The organism is Rhodopirellula sp. UBA1907, assembly GCF_002337565.1.
GTDB classification, from domain to species: Bacteria; Planctomycetota; Planctomycetia; order Pirellulales; family Pirellulaceae; genus Rhodopirellula; species Rhodopirellula europaea.
Map to the genome: position 1 here is coordinate 26,904 of NZ_DDGH01000085.1, position 13,885 is coordinate 40,788.

At 55.0% G+C, this 13,885-nt stretch carries 8 protein-coding genes; 4 read left to right on the forward strand and 4 right to left on the reverse strand.

All coding sequences use genetic code 11. From position 1 onward, the window contains the following. Nucleotides 1–357: 357 nt before the first annotated feature. A complete protein-coding gene (locus tag B2R17_RS19020) occupies nt 358–894 on the forward strand; it encodes a Spy/CpxP family protein refolding chaperone (RefSeq protein WP_286765208.1) in 537 nt (178 codons plus the stop codon). A gap of 728 nt (nt 895–1,622) precedes the next feature. Next, nucleotides 1,623–2,357, forward strand: a complete 735-nt coding sequence (locus B2R17_RS19025; RefSeq protein ID WP_286765209.1) for a hypothetical protein — start codon at nt 1,623–1,625, stop codon at nt 2,355–2,357. Nucleotides 2,358–2,499: 142 nt separating this feature from the next. Here the strand turns inward: B2R17_RS19025 and B2R17_RS19030 are convergent, their stop codons facing one another. Then, the gene (locus B2R17_RS19030; RefSeq protein ID WP_286765210.1) at nt 2,500–3,735 is read right to left on the reverse strand and encodes an ISL3 family transposase; all 1,236 of its coding nucleotides are present in this window, start codon (nt 3,733–3,735) and stop codon (nt 2,500–2,502) included. A 296-nt stretch (nt 3,736–4,031) separates the two neighbouring features. Continuing rightward, a complete protein-coding gene (dnaE, locus tag B2R17_RS19035; RefSeq protein ID WP_286765211.1) occupies nt 4,032–7,631 on the reverse strand; it encodes a DNA polymerase III subunit alpha in 3,600 nt (1,199 codons plus the stop codon). A gap of 358 nt (nt 7,632–7,989) precedes the next feature. Here dnaE and B2R17_RS19040 point away from each other — a divergent pair, with 358 nt between their 5' ends. Then, nucleotides 7,990–9,231, forward strand: coding sequence for a cytochrome-c peroxidase (locus B2R17_RS19040; protein WP_339888754.1), 1,242 nt, complete (start codon nt 7,990–7,992; stop codon nt 9,229–9,231). Between the two features lie 300 nt (nt 9,232–9,531). Beyond that, on the forward strand, nt 9,532–10,410 hold the full coding sequence (locus B2R17_RS19045; protein ID WP_008666131.1) for a hypothetical protein: 879 nt from the start codon (nt 9,532–9,534) through the stop codon (nt 10,408–10,410). 855 nt (nt 10,411–11,265) lie between these two features. On the opposite strand, the gene B2R17_RS19050 is transcribed toward B2R17_RS19045, so the two are convergent. Together B2R17_RS19050 and B2R17_RS19055 are read right to left on the reverse strand one after the other, a co-directional pair. Further along, entirely contained in the window at nt 11,266–11,979 is a 714-nt protein-coding gene (locus B2R17_RS19050) for a hypothetical protein (RefSeq protein ID WP_286765213.1), read from the reverse strand. Between the two features lie 429 nt (nt 11,980–12,408). After that, nucleotides 12,409–13,581 carry an FAD-dependent oxidoreductase gene (locus B2R17_RS19055; protein WP_286765214.1) on the reverse strand — a complete coding sequence of 391 codons (1,173 nt, stop codon included), beginning with the start codon at nt 13,579–13,581 and terminating at the stop codon, nt 12,409–12,411. Nucleotides 13,582–13,885 lie beyond the last annotated feature (304 nt).

The following is a 13,885-nucleotide window of genomic DNA, read 5'->3' on the forward strand; positions in this document are numbered from 1 at the left end:
AGAGAAAAAGCTCGTTTTTGGCAGTTTGGATAAGTTGCAACGGCTGCGCAATTGGGGCTTGGCCGCGGGGGTCGAGTGTACTTGGGGTGCCTCGCAAAGCAACGAAAAACGCTGTTCTGACAGGGTTTATGTCGCTGCGTGACGGTCATGACGGTCATCCGGTTCAGATGACTTTCACCGGCGGTTGGATGCAAAATGAGACCAGAAAGTTCCCGAGTCGAATCCGCGGCCGATTCCAGCACCCGAGATCACAACTTCGTGCCGCGTTATGACGGTTTTGCGGAACTTAATCCCCCGCTCGGGTTTGATGACGGTACCTTCCTCCCCATCGCCCCTTCCTCTCTTGGAGAAACTTGGATGAAACACTTGATCGCGTTGGCATTGATTGCTTGTTTGGCTGCTTCTGCGTCCGCGGATGACAAACCCGAAGGAAAGAAAAAGCGGGGCGGTAATCGAAACGCCGGTGCATGGATGGCCGGGAACCTCGGCAAGACGCTCGAGAAGGTCGAATTGACCGACGAGCAGAAAGAGAAATGGAACGAAGCCAAGAAGAGCTTCACCGCACAAGTCAAAGATCTGCGGGAGGAAGGCCTGACCCCCGAACTGATGAAGAAGCGAAACGATGCTCAGAAGGAAGCTCGTGAAGCTGGGCTGAAGGGCAAGGAGTTGGCTGCGAAGGTGAACGAAGGCTTCAGCGAAGAAGAACAGGCCTTGTTCAGCAAGCAACAAAAAGCGGTTCGTTCACTCCGCGGATCGGTGGCGGGCATGCTGACCCCCGAACAGATCGAATCGTTGCCTGAGCAAGCTAAGAAGCAAATGACCGCCACGAAAGAACGCGGCGAGGGCAAAGGCAAGGGACGCGGAAAGGGCAAAGACAAGAAGAAAGACGCCTGAGTCCGGCTGACCAGACGATCAATTCTGACCACGCGGGCTGCTGTCGGCCCGCGTGGTTTTTTGTTTGGGAAGTGGAAAGTGCAACAGGGACTCAGGACCACAGGTCAGCGTTTGGGTTTGCTCATGAGCAGTTTGTAGTGACCGGTTCCGAAAAGATCATCCAGGCGTTCGCGAAGCTGCGGCGTGATGTCGACTCGGGCTAAACCAAGGTGTCAGTTCTCCTTGAGAAGCAATTTGCAACAGAGAGGCCTGCCCCCTTGGTTCGATCCTCCGCAACTCTCTTCAGCTTTGGCCCCTGCGTCTTTCCTGAAAGTTGTCTGATGTCGTAGCAGCATGTTGAATTTCGACGCTTCGATGGGCTGGTCACGATCGCTGAGGCCTTTCGCCCACCGCCTTCGGATTTCGGTGTTCCGCTTCGACTTCGGTCACTGCGTTCGCTTCGTCGAAGCGAAATACAAGACCTGAATCAATTACCCCAACCCGTTCCTTCATAAGCGTGAACCCAAAATGAGGGGCACGCCATCTACAAAGCCGAAGCGGCGATTCGCGTGATGCTTTCACATTCGCCTCAAGCGAAGGTGAAATGCAATTCATAGAGAACTTTTGAATCATTCGGTTACATCGCAGGTGTCTTCCCGCTGAGTCCTGTAGCGGAGGAAGTCGAGTGCCTTGGACCAGCCCCGTCGGCCGGTCATCGAACTTTCCCGCCATTTCACGGGAGAAGCCAGATGAAGATTTCAAAATTGGTTCGAATGGTCTTGGCTGCTGGCCTCATCGTGGTCGCTTCGTCGTTTGCGACCACGCCAGCGAAAGCGTCGCCGACCGATCACGCGGACAACTATCACGAGTTCGCCGCCTACGCCTACACATATTCCGCGTACGCACCGGTCACCAGCCGGCTCAACTACATTTCAGATCGTGTGGATGAGTTGAGCCTGGGTCTGTTCGACGCCGAGCCCGACGAAGCGATTGTCATGATCGGCGAACTTCAGCGTTTGGAAACCGAACTGGTGTGGCTGGAAATATTGCAGTCGCAGCTCAGCGGTGCTTTGGATGTCGCCGGCGATGCGTTGGAGCTCGACGCCAACGGATTATGGGATACGCTCGTCGAGCGATTGATCAACGCTGAGGCCACGGCTGAATTCATATTGGAAATCTACGCCAGCCCCGAGCTTGATTTTCCGATCGATGCGTCCAATGGAATGTCCAGCGTGATTTGGAACATCGACATCGCGATGGAATCGGCGGCATTTGCTTTCCTAATGAACGATTCCGGCGTGACCGGCAACTCCGTATCCAAAATCGAGAAGGCCGTTTTCGACAAATTTCCACCTCGCCAACCAGTCAAAGGTGACGTGATTTGGGAGAAGTCAAAAGACAAAACGTCGGACGATGAGAAGTCGAGGGATTCGGCAGCAAAAAGCGAAACCAGCACGGAAGAACGCGAGTCTGAGAAGCGGTGATTTGACGAGCATCCGCTAGGTTCACAAGCAGGGCATCCGGTCGGCGTTGCCAACCGGATGCTTTGCTGCGCTGACCAACATGAAGGTCGAGTTGTTTAGTAGTCAGCCTAAGCGTCCTGAACAACAAGGTTCTTCGGGGATTTTAGTGGCCAGGAATGAAGGGATTCAGATCGAGCTTGCCGCAATAGAAGAGGATTCTCAAGCGGTAGTTTTTGAATGAACGAAACCCCCGGGCGGCCGATTTGATCGATTGGATCTTGCTATTGAATCCTTCTGAAAGAGCATTTGTGACGCCGTGATTGAAGTAGCTCATCAGGCCCGGAAGGTGCCCCTTGAGCATCCTCGCAACCTTCTTCATCGGTTCCAAGCGACTGCGTATTGCCCAGCCGTACCAGCCATCAAAGAATCGCTGCCCAGCAGTCGCGTCGCCACAGTCCCAGAAGTGGCGAAAGTTCTCTTTCAGGGCCCAGGCTCGCCCCGTGCGAAGGTCGCTCTTTTGCAAGATCTGAAGATCGATTTGCTGGTCCTCACTCAGGTTCTCTTCATTGTAAAGAAGCATCTGGCGAAGCCCTGTTAGACGCTCGTCGCCCTCGGCTTTGAGTTCTCGCTGTTCTTGACGACGCACTTTATCGACCGCATCGCCGAGATACTTGCTGACGTGAAATTTGTCATGAACGATCTCTGCGTTGGGAGCGTTCTTTTCGCCGCTGGTCATGAACGCCTGCCACATGTCCATCGACACGGATTCCACTTCCTCTCGTTGGTTTTCGCTGAGTGTTTGCCAAAGTTCGTCCGCCGCGGCGATGGTACGGTCTTTCGAAACATCCAGAACCCGACGATGATCAATGTCTGTCATCACGGAGACATAGTCGTGGCCTTTTCCCAAACTCTTTTCGTCCATGCCGACATGGTGGACCGAGTCCAGCGAACGACGATCCAGCCCTCTTTGCACCGCACGTTCGATCAGGCAATGAACACTATCCCAACTCAACCTGAGAAGCTCAGCGGCGCGGGAGACATTGGCCGCTGCTTGCAGAACACGGATGGCAAAAGATTCAAACATCAGTGTGAACCGAGAGTGCTTGCCGGCCCAAGGAACTGAGATGGTTTTGACTCCGCATGTGGGACACTTGCTTCGCGGAACCGCTGCTCGAATCTCGGTCGCGAATTGCATCGTGTCAAGATGACGCCATGTTCGCTTCGGAGCGGTATCGCTTCGTGAACAAGAGCCAGAGCACTCAGGGCAGCAGAGCTTGCCACCGGAGTGCTCCAGGTCGATGATGACTCGGCTGGCGTTGAGATCGAGGTCAACGTCAACGACATTCCATTCGTCGCTGAGCCCAAGAAGTAGTCGGTAGTGCTGGTTCAGATCGTTCATCCCAGGAGAGTACCGAATCAACACGTTTCACGCGATCAGCCACTAAAATCCCCGAAGAACCGAACAACAAAGGGAGCAAGACTCTATGTTGAGCGATTTGCAACAAAGAGGCCTGACCCCTCATCGTTCAATTTGACGATTGAATCGGTTGACGAGAGAACTTGATTCATTGTGCCGGGTTGGGCTCGTATTTGGGTGGCGAACCGACTCCAAAAACGAATTCTGGACAGCGACCTTGCCGATGGATATAGGTGCGGCTTCCGAGTGCCCATCCATATTCCGGAGACATCGCAGCGTCAGCGTTTGGGTTTGCTCATGAGCAGTTTGTAGTGACCGGTTCCGAGAAGATCGTCCAGGCGTTCGCGAAGCTGTGGCGTGATGTCGACTCGGAATTTGTCGGCTTTGAAGTGCACCGTCTCTCCTTCGCACAACTGCATCGCCAACAACAAATCCTTGTTGCCCGGGTAGCCGCGAACGATTTCACGCACGTTGGACACCGTCTTTTCGTCGTGCTCGGCTTCGTCCAAACGAATCCGAATGCCGTGCGTGTAGCGTGAATCCAGTTCGTCCAGCGGAGTCAATTCGTCGATGATCAGGTTGATTTCATCCCCACCACCGCGTCGGTCGATCTTGGCTTTGGCTAGCACCACGGCATCGGGCTGAATTCGTTCACCACAAACGGCGAATCCCTTCGGCCAACAAATGCAGCGAACGCTGCCAGCCATGTCTTCGAGATCAAAGTTGGCGTACTTGCTGGGCGCACCCGGTTTGGGGTTTTTGGTGTGAGCGATTTTGATGCTGCTGATCATCCCACCAACGATGACTTCGTCGCGGTCTTTGCAATCCGCCATGGATTCGGTGGTGTGCGTCCGGAACGTCGCCAGCTTGTTTTCAAACTCAGCCAGCGGGTGACTGTCGAGGTAGAAACCCAAGACTTCTTTTTCAGCCAACAACTTTTCGCGATCCGGCCATTCTTCGATTTCGGGCAACGGCACCGCGGCACTGGACTCGCCGTTTGAATCGGCATCGTCTTCCTCTTCAAACGCGTCGAAGAAGCTTGCTTGGCCGGTTTTTTTGTCAGCTTGAACCTTCGCTCCGGCTTGCATCGCCCGTTCCAGCACCGCGGCCAGTTGGCTGCGTTTCGCACCAAAACAATCAAACGCACCGGCTTTGATCAACGTTTCGATCGAGCTGCGGTTACAGTCGTGCGGGTCGACTCGTTCGCAGAAGTCAAAGATGTCTTTGAACGGTCCGTTCTTCTTGCGTTCTTCTTCAATGCTGATCGCGGTGGATCCGCCGCAGGCTTTGATGGCAGACAACGCAAACGGGATTTTGCCGTCCAGCACTCCGAAGTCAGCGTCGGATTGATTGACATTGGGAGGCAGAACCTCGATGTCCATCCGATCGCAATCTTCCATGTGCTCAACGAGCGCGTCCTTGCGTTTGAAGTTCCGCCCCGAGATGTCGCTGGACAGCAACGCTGCCATGAACTCGACGGGGTAGTGGGCTTTCAAGTATGCCGTTTGATACGCGACCAAGGCGTACGCCGTGGAGTGCGACTTGTTGAAACCGTAACCGGCGAACTTGACGATCAGGTTCCAAATGTCCTCGGCGTCCTTTTCCGCCAAACCGTTCTTGATCGAACCGGCGATGAAGACATCGTGGTTGGCATCGATCAGTGCCTGCTTCTTTTTACTAATCGCCTTAATACACGTGTACGCTTTGGCCAGCGGCACGTCACCGAGGCGGTTGAGAATCCGCATCACCTGTTCTTGGTAGACCATGATCGAGTTGGTCTCTTCCAAGATCTCTTTCAACACCGGGTGCTTGTACTCCGGTTGCTGCCGCCCGTGCTTGATGTTGACGTAATCATCGACCATCCCGCCCTCGAGCGGACCGGGACGATACAAAGCCGCCGTCGCGATGATGTCGTTGAACGTGTCGGGCTTCATCCGTTGAAGCAAATCGCGAATCCCGCCGGACTCGAGTTGAAAAACACCCTTCGTTTCGCCGCGTTGCAGCAAGGCGTAGGACGGTTTGTCATCCAGCGGAAACTTCAGCGGATCGATGGTGGTGCCGGTCGTTTGTTCGACCAACTTCACCGTTCGCGAAAGGATCGTCAGGTTGCGAAGACCGAGGAAGTCCATCTTCAGCAAACCGGATGCTTCCACGTCGACCATCGCCCACTGCGTGATCACATCCTGCTTTCCGGGGACGCGGCCAAGCGGCACGTATTCGGTCAACGGTTTGTCGGCGATCACAACGGCGGCGGCGTGTGTGCCGACGTTGCGAGCCAGACCTTCGATCTTCATTGCCAGATCGAGCAACTCGCGAATTTCCGGGTCGCCGTCGTAGATCATCTTCAGGTCGGCGCTCTTCTCAAGCGACTTTGCGATGGTGATCTTCAGCTCATCGGGCACCAACTCCGTGATTTGGTTGACGCGAGAAAGCGGAATGCCCAGCGCGCGACCGGTGTCCTTGATCGCGGCCTTTGCTGCCAGCGTTCCGAACGTTCCGATCTGGCAGACCATCTCGCTGCCGTAGCGTTCTTTCACATAGTCGATGACCTCGATCCGACGTTCCTTTTCGAAGTCGATATCGATATCGGGTGGCTCGGTTCGCGATTCATCGAGGAATCGTTCGAACAGCAAGTCGTATCGCAGCGGACAAACGTGCGACATGTAAAGCGCGTAACACACGATCGCACCCACCCCGGAACCCCGGGCCGTGGCGCTGATGCCGATGTCACGAGCGTGGTTGACGAAGTCCCAAACGATGAGGAAGTAGGTCGGGTAGCCCAGCTTCTCGATCACGTCCAATTCGCGATCCAGACGAGCCATCACTTCATCGGATAGCTTTCCATCGATGATCCGCTCGTCATCGCCTTCGTAGCGTTCCATCAATCCCTGCTCGCAAAGCTTTCGCAGGTAATCCAGCGGCGTCAGCTCGTCCGGGCAGGGGAAGCTCGGGAAGAAGTACTTGTTGAACTCCAGCTGAATGTCGACGGTGTCAGCGATCTCTTGGCTGCGACCGACGGCGTCTTCCAGTCCCGGGAACTTCTCGTACATCTGCTGAGGGCTGCGAAGAAAGAACTGATCGTTCTCCATCTTCATCCGCGTGTTGTCGGTTCGGAATCGACCGGTGTTGATGCACAACATGATGTCTTGTGCTTCCGCGTCCTCTTGATTGACGTAGTGGCAATCACTGGTCGCGACCAAAGGCAGGCCCATCTTATTGGCAATGTCGACGGCGCCTTCGAGCTGGGTGCGTTGGATGTCGACGTCGTTGTTCATGATCTCGATGAAGTAACGATCGCCGAAGACCTTGTGGAACCAACCCGCAATCTTCTTGGCTTCTTCCTCGTGTTCTTTGGTTTGAATTCCCTTCAGAATCGCGCGGCTGAATTCGCTGCTGACGCATCCAGACAAGCACACGATCCCTTCGTTGTACTTCTCCAGAATCTCCTTATCGATTCGCGGCTTGAAGTAGAAACCTTCGAGCGACGCGGCCGACGCCAGCTTGATCAGGTTCTTGAACCCGGTTCGGTTCTGAGCCAATAGCGTCAGGTGATAACTCGCCGCTTTGCTGCTACTTGCTCCACCTTTGTCGAATCGACTTCCCGGTGCGATGTAGGCTTCGTATCCGATGATCGGATTGATGCCGGCGTCTTTTGCCTTGCGATAGAACTCGAGCGCGCCGTGAAGGTTGCCGTGGTCGGTCAGTGCCAGCGCATTCATCCCATGATCAACGGCTCGCTTGACCAATTTTCCAATGTCGCCGGCTCCATCGAGCAGGCTGTAGTGGCTGTGGCAGTGGAGGTGAACAAACGGTTTGGTTTCGGGAATTTCCGTCGCCGCTTCAATGTTCATTTCGGGAGCGATGATCGTATCCGACATTCAGCAAAATCCTTTTCGAGGGTGCGCGTCAGCCAACGTTTGTACCCGCTGAGCCAGCCGAGAGAAACTCGCGTTTGGTGTTTGCAAATTTCTGCCCTGTTTGCCGGCGTTTTGGCCGCCGATTGTCGCGGTTTTCGCAAATGAGCTGATTCACACCACCCGCCAGCGATACACGCGGTGTGGCGGCGGAGCAGGGCGGTGCAGCGGTCATTCGATTTAGAACGGCCCGCGAAAAGGTCCGGTGAAAATGCTAAACTCGCGGGGTCAAATATCGCTTTCCAAAGAAAACGCCACGATGCCAATCATGACGAATCCGCATTTCGTAGGGACTGCTTCACGAATGGGTCGGGGCAGGGCGGTGAGCGTCCTTGTCGCTGTGTGCTGGATGGGCTGGCTTTCTATCGGACGTGAAATTTGCGTGGCGGCGGAACCCGTTCCAAAGTCGTCGAACGCGGCGGAGCAGGGCGGGGCGTTTGAGACGCGAGTGTTGAATCTGCCGGAGACGCCTTTCAACTACAGCGACATTGATTGGCCGGATCACTTTCGATCCGCAGTCGAACGTTTCGACAACACTCCGCCGGACAACCCGCTGACCGATCACGGTGCGACGCTTGGACGCGTGTTGTTCTACGACGAATCGCTATCGGCCAACGGAACGGTTTCGTGTGCGTCGTGCCACAAACAAGAGTTGTCGTTCACCGATGACGAACCATTGAGCGTTGGTTTTGACGGAAAGAAGGTCGCTCGCAATTCGATGAGTCTTGTGAACGCTCGTTTCTATCAACGAGGTCGCTTCTTCTGGGACGAGCGTGCTCGCACGTTGGAACAACAAGTCTTGATGCCTATCGAAAACCCAATCGAAATGGGCCATGAGCTGGACAAGTTGATTCCGCAATTGGCGGCGGACCCGATTTATCCGCCTCTGTTCATCAAAGCGTTCGGGTCTTCGGATGTCACGGTCGATCGAGTCGCGAAAGCGTTGGCTCAATTTGTTCGCTCGATCGTTTCCTATCAATCGAAGTACGACATTGGTTTGGCAAAAGCCGGTTCGTATCGCAGGCCGTTTCCAAACTTCACCGAACAAGAGAACCTGGGGAAGGACGTCTTTCTTCGGCGAGCCAATTGTGCGTCGTGCCACATGAGCAACGCGTTGCCGTTCAATCCCCATCGGCCCGACGAGCCATACGATTCGTCCAAGCGACCGCCTCGTCAAACAGCCTTTTTCACCATGACGACTCCTGCCGTCAACGGCGTCGATGCGGACACGGACGACGTTGACTTGGGTGTGGGGGCGGTCAGCAATGCTGAAATGGATCGCGGCCGGTTCAAGTCCCCGTCGCTCCGAAACGTCGAACTGACCGGACCGTTCATGCATGACGGACGATTCCACACGCTTGACCAAGTCGTCGAGCATTACAACTGGAGCATCAAACCGCATCCGAACCTGGACGGAAGGCTGGAGAACTTCTCTGCCAACGGGATGGGGCTGCCCGAAGTGCCCAAGGTGGCTCTGGTCGCGTTCCTGAAAACGCTGACCGACCGCACGATTCTGACGGACGAAAAATGGAGCGATCCGTTCGTGCGGGCTGTTTCTGAGTAGCGATGCTGCCGGGAATTTATGCGGGGAGCGTCTGCAACCTTACACAGGCAGGGAACTTTGCCCCCCGAAAACGTCCTCGTATCGACAACGTTTCGCGTTGCAAGGATTCCACTTCGTGTGGCGTTTTTACAACGTTTGACGGCATGTGCGGACGCGGCCGACAGGGCCCTCTTTCCGTAAGTCACCCATTCGCAGTGACTTGCGATGAAAACGCTGGTGGAAAGGTGCCGACGGCGCGGCGTCTGCAAATAGGTATCGGTTCGACCGCGGAGGTCTTCCGACTTGTACCAGTGTTTCTGCATGCACGTTGTTCAGCTAACCGAACTTGCTTCCGTCCTGGCCTATCATGGGCCAGCGATGCTGTTGCAGCGCCGACCGATCTCGCCCGAGGCCATTGCGCAATATTGGTCCGCATCGCGAAATCGATTGGACCTTTGGCATCAGGTCATGGCCAGGTTCAATCGCGTCAAAGCAACGGGTGACTTCTACCGCATGCGATGTTGGTGGACCGACCACATGGGTGTGCTGGAAGAGATTCTGGCCAGCGAAGTGCTGACACGTGTCGTGGCCGCGATCGGGGATGGCATCGACCGGCGAAACGGAACCGATGAGTGTTCGCCGATCACGCAAGCCATCCATTTGTCTCATCTGGAAGCACGCAACCGAGTCCAATGGGCGATCTTGGATCGTCGCGGTTGCAGTGTGAGTGACGCGGTTCGGCTGAATCGATTGCGACGTGTGACCGAGCGTTGGATCGACGTTTTGGTTGGCAGCATCTCCGCCTACGATGCCGAGTTGACCCGGTTTGGAATGGATCTCACCCGGACTCGATCTCACGCCACCGCCGCGAGAGAATGCAGCACGACGCCATCGCACGAAACAGTTGCCTGGCTAACTCGCGCCGCAATGACGGAAGGTTTTCAGAAGCACGTCGCCAAGCAAGCGTCATTGCCGGCGGCGAATCAAGGCGTCGCTGATAGCGTCATGATGATGATGCGAGCGGATCTGTTCGACAGCATCGGGACGCTGAAGTCGTTGTGGATGCACCGCATCGAAAGCAAGGTCGACCAAACCGATCAAATGATCGCGGAGTTTCTGCGGCCTGACGTGAATGAATCGACGACCGTCAACGCCTACGAGCAACTGCACGCAACCGCGCTGGCTCAGTGGTTCCGCTAGCAGTCTGTTGATTTAGTCGTATACCAAATGACAACAATTAGCCGATGGGCGTTAGCCCCGGTTGGCGTCTGACTAACCGCCGCTAACGCGGTACGGCTCATTAAATCAACAGCCCGCTAGACACGCAACTCGAGAGTTCTTCTTGCCAAGTCCACTGGAACGGGCCGCATCAAGCATCAGTGTGCATATGCTAGGGCGCCGCAAGCTGACATTCGTCATGCAAGCGAGAAATAGAGTCTCTGCTTGCATTTCAGGCGTTTGTCCTGTGACTGAAAGCCACCGCCCTTCGCTGTCATGACATTCCCTGGTCAGATATTGGCAGAGACGGTCGGATTTCGCGGATGGCCGCCAGAACAACCCTCGCATCGGTGAAGAAATTGTCTCGTATCACCCAAGGATCGGAAAACCGATTGTGAAGTAGAATTGACTGGTGATCGCCGGACACCTGCAATTCGACGGACTCGATTTCGATAAACGACACCAGATTGGAGGTGGGCCAAAATAGTCCGTCCCCGAACCAAGAGATCGTGTCAGGTTCAATGACGATTTTTGTACTCGGTCGGCGAAAAGCAATGACGATCAGACCGACCAAATGAAACGTTGCGAGAGGGTATGCCATCCAGCGGTCTGCTTCTGTTGCTGCCAACAGAAAGCAAACAATTGTGACGCATGCAGAGACCGCCAAACCGACGTAGAAACGTAGGTTGTTTGCGGGGCGTTCGATGCAGAAACGTGGAGCGTCCATTTTTTGATCAATAGTGGCCGCGACGACTGAGCTGCGGAAGTTGGTTTTGATTGTCAGAAACGACAGTCCTGCGACTTCGTATCATCGCCTCATTCGTCTGAACCTTGGTGTCACCAGAAAACGCTGAAACCAATGCAGAGGACCATCGCAGACCCTGCAAGCTGTGGAAGATAACGTTTGTCCAGCGTTCGAGCGAATGCCCAGCCGGAAGCGGTCGTGCCGATGAGTCCTGGCATGAATAGCATGTGTGGACAGTCCTCGAATCCTGTTGGCGAAAGCCAGTGGTAGCCAATTATCAACGAACCCAAGATCGGCCACGCCCAGAACCAGTAGATAAGAAACTTTCGTTGCTCAATTCGGGAACGTCGCTCAAATGCTTCGGGACCATGAGTTCGCGGTCCCTCCACGATCTGCTTACCGCAAGAGTTGCAGCACCTTGTTGCCGCCACGCGCTTCGTGGACCGGGATAGGTCTACGTTGCAGTTGGGGCAGATCAATGCGTGGTGTTTGGATTTGTGTTCGCCCCAGATCAACGCAGTGAGAAAGAATCCAATCGAAGGAAGAATCAACACGATGGGCAGTGCATCCGCGGTCGATTCACCAAAGCTTTGCTTCGCAGAGGCCACCAAGGAGTCACGCCACGCGGCAACCACCGCGAAATATGCAAGCATGACCGCAACACCAACGGTTGCAGCGGGGATAAGTATCCACATGCGTTTCTTCGACAAGGCGTTGATGTCTGCAGTCGACAGCATGAACCGATCTGATTTTGAATCCGAATGGTTGCGATCAGAGATCAGAGTGTCGCGATCGCGGTTTGTCATTTGCCAAGATGCCTGACCAACAGAATTCCGGTGAATTACTACTTCAGTCGTAATGTATGCGATCGATGTTTCACTTGAAAACTGAAGGCCGGCGGCTTGGCGTTCTGGCTAGTGCTGGGCTGCCAGATTCTTGGGATTGGCATTGCTTTGGACCGCGTCTGTATTGTCCCACGACTTCGCCCCAACGGGGCAGCCCTATGCCAGCCCAGGGCAACGCCCTGGTTTGTGGCGGGACCAAGTTTGCAAAGCCCCATCGGGGCGGTCCTAGCAGGTTCTTGGGGAGTCTTCCTTAGGGCCGCTCCGTTGGGGCTCAAAACGAACCCCAGGCGATGCCTGGGGCAATCTTAGAGCTGCCCCTTTGGGGCGTGGGACAGAAACAAAACCAACTCCGCAACTTTCGCGTCAACCATCAAGCTTTATCAGCCCAAGCTAGTGCTGTCCGCCGATTGGCAGTCCATCGCTCCAAGCAGAGGCCATTCCCGAAGCCATTGCGGTGTAGTCTGTTTCGACGGCTTTCTGATCACGTAACGCACAAGCTTTGGCGTCGGATTCAAACAAGCTGGACGCGAAAGCTCGCCCGCCCATGATGACTCGAGTTGTCTTGTTGAATCGTTTTCGAGTGAACTCAGCCATCGCGGTTTCCATATCACCTGCTGACGCAGAAATTTCGCGAGCAAGGAACCAAGCATCCTCCAACGCTTGAGCAGCTCCCTGGCCCGATGTTGGAAGCGCCGCATGCGCCGCGTCTCCTATCATCAGCACATTGTCTCGATGCCAGTTCGGCACGGGGTTGTGATCGAAAAGTGGCACGCATTTTGTGTTGCTGTCCGATGCGGATCGTACGATCTCGCCAACGGGATCGGGCCAGTCGTCGAACGCTTGCTTCAGCTGATCGATGCTAGGGTGATCTTGGGCGAGCGACACATCCGACACAGCCAGGCCGCCCGCCCAGTAGGCGGTGTGCGCAGATACGGGGACAACTCCAAAACGTGCTCCAACACCCCAGTAGTCATGGACTTCCAAACGGTCGAATTCGGGTTGTTCCCATCGGTGGATACCAATCCAATTGACGAATCCTTGATAGACAGGTCGATTGTCATTCGTGATGAATTGACGTGCCTTGGAGTCCATTCTTCCGTCCGCACCAATGATGAGCGTTGGCGAAATGGAATTGCCATCATCGAACATGACTTGGCAACAGTCGCCAGTGCGCTCAATTGAGGTAGCGTGTGCGTTGAAGGCAATTGGAATTTCGCACTCTTCAGCTCGTTTCAGCAGCACTCGCATCAGATCTTCACGCAGCACCGCGAGACTGGGAAATCCCATCTCATCATCAAGTTGTCCAACATCCAGAATCCCAAGCTCGACATCGTTTCGCGTGAAGCGTCTCATCGCGGTGATTCGTCCAGCGACAGCCATCAGCTCATCTAGGATTCCGAGCTCCGAGAGCACAAAGGTTGCGTTGGGCCAGCACACGACGCCAGCACCAAGATTGTGCACCGATTCTCTGCGTTCAAACACACGGACCGCGATGCCGACTTGCTTCAACGCAATCGCCGATGCCAAACCCGCGACGCCAGCACCCAGTATTGCGACTTCCAAGAGAATTGACTCCATTCAAGAACGTATGCGGCGAACGCCGTGTGTCACTGATTCGAAGCGAAAGTTTGTACTGTTAAAACCGGCCGGCGTTCGTACGCCAGTGCACATGAGGGCTAGGCGTCGTCGCGATCCGGTGGCCCACCGAACGTATGGGCGAATTCTCCAAGACCTCGTGAAGCATCTGTGATTGTTAGATCACCGAAAAGGTACGACGTGCACATGTTTAGTTGAGTCAAGGATCGATCGATTGGTCGCTAAAGAGGGCTCACCACTCCCGGCAAAGAGGTCGTGCAGTTTTTTGATG

Excerpts from the sequence above, each read along its gene's own strand:
- B2R17_RS19020 (WP_286765208.1), top strand. The coding sequence starts at position 358 with ATGAAACACTTGATCGCGTTGGCATTGATTGCTTGTTTGGCTGCTTCT.
- B2R17_RS19025 (WP_286765209.1), top strand. The coding sequence starts at position 1,623 with ATGAAGATTTCAAAATTGGTTCGAATGGTCTTGGCTGCTGGCCTCATC.
- B2R17_RS19030 (WP_286765210.1), bottom strand. The coding sequence starts at position 3,735 with ATGAACGATCTGAACCAGCACTACCGACTACTTCTTGGGCTCAGCGAC.
- dnaE (WP_286765211.1), bottom strand. The coding sequence starts at position 7,631 with ATGTCGGATACGATCATCGCTCCCGAAATGAACATTGAAGCGGCGACG.
- B2R17_RS19045 (WP_008666131.1), top strand. The coding sequence starts at position 9,532 with ATGCACGTTGTTCAGCTAACCGAACTTGCTTCCGTCCTGGCCTATCAT.
- B2R17_RS19050 (WP_286765213.1), bottom strand. The coding sequence starts at position 11,979 with ATGACAAACCGCGATCGCGACACTCTGATCTCTGATCGCAACCATTCG.